Genomic DNA, 2,631 nt, shown 5'->3' on the forward strand with positions numbered 1-2,631 from the left:
GATTTGTTGATTCTAACTGCAGACCATGGGAATGATCCTATTCACCACGGAACCGATCATACAAGGGAGTATGTTCCTTTATTAATATATAGCCCAAAAATGAAAGAAGGAAAAGAGCTTCCAGTAAGAGAAACGTTTGCAGATGTAGGAGCAACTATTGCCGATAATTTTAATGTGAAAATGCCAGCTCATGGAAAAAGCTTTCTTTCAGAGTTGAAATAGGAGGGTATAAAATGAATAGTAAATTAATTAAAGAAGCAGCAAATTACTTAACATCAAAATATAGTGAGCAACCGACAATAGGACTAATCTTGGGATCAGGTTTAGGTGTATTAGCTGACGAAATTGAGAATCCTGTAAAAATACCATACAATGAAATCCCTAATTTTCCTATTTCAACGGTTGAAGGACATGCTGGTCAACTTGTCTTTGGAAGTTTAAAAGGGAAAAAAGTTGTTGCTATGCAAGGACGTTTTCATTTCTATGAAGGATACAGTCTAGATAAAGTAACAGCTCCTGTAAGAGTCATGAAGGAATTAGGAGTTCAAACATTAATTGTGACAAATGCAGCTGGCGGAGTGAATGAAAACTTCCAAGCCGGAGATCTTATGTTGATTAGCGATCATATTAATAACATGGGGACAAACCCGTTAATTGGTCCAAACGATTCTGATATGGGACCTCGTTTCCCTGACATGTCTGAAAGCTATGATAAACAACTTAGAGAGTTAGCTAGGGGCATTGCTAGTGAATTACATATTAAGCTTCAAGAAGGAGTATACGTTGGCAATACTGGTCCATCATATGAAACTCCTGCTGAAGTCCGTGCCCTTCGTATACTTGGTGGAGACGCAGTCGGAATGTCCACAGTTCCAGAAGTAATCGTGGCCAGACATACTGGCTTAAAAGTATTAGGAATCTCTTGTATTTCAAATATGGCGGCTGGTATATTAGATCAGCCATTATCACATGATGAAGTAATAGAAACAACTGAAAAGGTAAGAGCAAACTTTTTAAACCTTGTAAAAAGCATTGTAGAAAAAATAAATTTCTAATGAAAAAAAGGTGAGAGACATATGAGAATGGTTGATTTGATCGAAAAAAAGCGTGATGGAAGAGAATTAACAAAAGAAGAAATTCAACACATAATCAAAGGCTATACAACAGGTGACATCCCTGACTATCAAATGAGTGCTTTTACAATGGCTGTTTATTTTCAAGGAATGACAGATAATGAACGTGCTGAACTTACGATGTCAATGGTCCAATCAGGTGACACCATTGATTTAAGTGAAATTAAAGGAATAAAAGTTGATAAACACAGTACCGGTGGTGTTGGTGATACAACTACGCTTGTATTGGGTCCTTTAGTAGCAGCAGTTGGCGTTCCTGTGGCAAAAATGTCTGGAAGAGGACTAGGTCATACTGGTGGAACAATTGATAAGCTTGAATCTGTACCTGGCTTTCACGTGGAGATTGAGAACAAACAATTTATTGAATTGGTAAATAAAAACAAAATAGCAGTGATTGGACAGAGTGGGAACCTAACTCCTGCAGACAAAAGCTTATATGCATTACGAGATGTAACGGCAACAGTAAATAGTATTCCACTTATCGCAAGCTCCATCATGAGTAAAAAAATTGCAGCAGGTGCAGATGCAATTGTGTTGGACGTAAAAACAGGTGCGGGTGCTTTTATGAAGGATTTAGACGAATCTAAAGAGCTAGCCAAAGCTATGGTTGATATCGGTAACCTTGTTGGCCGTAAAACAATGGCTGTTATTTCAGATATGAGTCAACCACTAGGATATGCAATTGGAAATGCACTAGAAGTCAAAGAAGCGATTGATACATTAAGTGGCAAAGGACCGAAAGATTTAGAAGAACTTTGCTTAACATTAGGAAGTTATATGGTGTATTTAGCTGAAAAGGCCAACTCTCTTGAAGAAGCTCGAAAGATGTTAGTTGAAGTCATGGAAAACGGTAAAGCTTTAACAACATTAAAAACATTTTTAGAGGCCCAAGGTGGAGATAGCTCAGTTGTAGATCAACCTGAAAAGTTGCCACAAGCAGCATATCAATTTGAACTAGAAGCAAAAGCTGATGGCTATGTTTCTGAAATTATTGCTGACTCTGTTGGTACAGCTGCAATGCTATTAGGTGCAGGAAGAGCAACAAAAGAATCAGAAATTGATCTTGCAGTTGGTCTTGTCCTAAATAAAAAAATTGGTGACAGTGTGAAACAAGGAGAGTCACTAGTTACAATTCATAGTAATGCAGAAAACGTAGAAGATGTAAGAAAGACCCTTTATGAAAGCATCTCTGTTAGTAATGAAGAGGTAAAAGCACCAGAATTGATCTATGCTACAGTTGAATAGATGTTGATATTAAAAACCACAGCTATGATTGCTGTGGTTTTTATGTATTGATTTAGTTATTACTTGTTGGGGGAGCGTGAAATGAGATTACTAAGAGGAAACGACGCAACAGCAGGCGAAAGTGACTTGACTCAAAGGAAAAACGACGTGAAAAATCGGAAGAATGACGTGACCAAGCCGGAAAATGACCTGACTAAGAGGAAACGACGTGACATCAGGCGAAAGTGACTTGATCCAAAGGAAAAACGACGTG

General features: G+C 37.9%; 2 protein-coding genes and 1 pseudogene. All 3 read left to right on the forward strand.

Going from position 1 to position 2,631, the window contains the following annotated elements:
* Positions 1-222 (forward strand): annotated as a pseudogene (locus ACEWK1_RS19495) (phosphopentomutase); the annotation flags it as partial.
* A gap of 11 nt (positions 223-233) precedes the next feature.
* The gene (locus ACEWK1_RS19500) at positions 234-1,055 is read left to right on the forward strand and encodes a purine-nucleoside phosphorylase (RefSeq protein WP_416636567.1); all 822 of its coding nucleotides are present in this window, start codon (positions 234-236) and stop codon (positions 1,053-1,055) included.
* A gap of 21 nt (positions 1,056-1,076) precedes the next feature.
* The gene (locus tag ACEWK1_RS19505; RefSeq protein ID WP_121662661.1) at positions 1,077-2,378 is read left to right on the forward strand and encodes a pyrimidine-nucleoside phosphorylase; all 1,302 of its coding nucleotides are present in this window, start codon (positions 1,077-1,079) and stop codon (positions 2,376-2,378) included.
* Positions 2,379-2,631: the final 253 nt, after the last annotated feature.

It is taken from the genome of Metabacillus sp. YM-086, from assembly GCF_048059995.1.
In the GTDB taxonomy this organism is placed as follows: domain Bacteria; phylum Bacillota; class Bacilli; order Bacillales; family Bacillaceae; genus Metabacillus; species Metabacillus litoralis_B.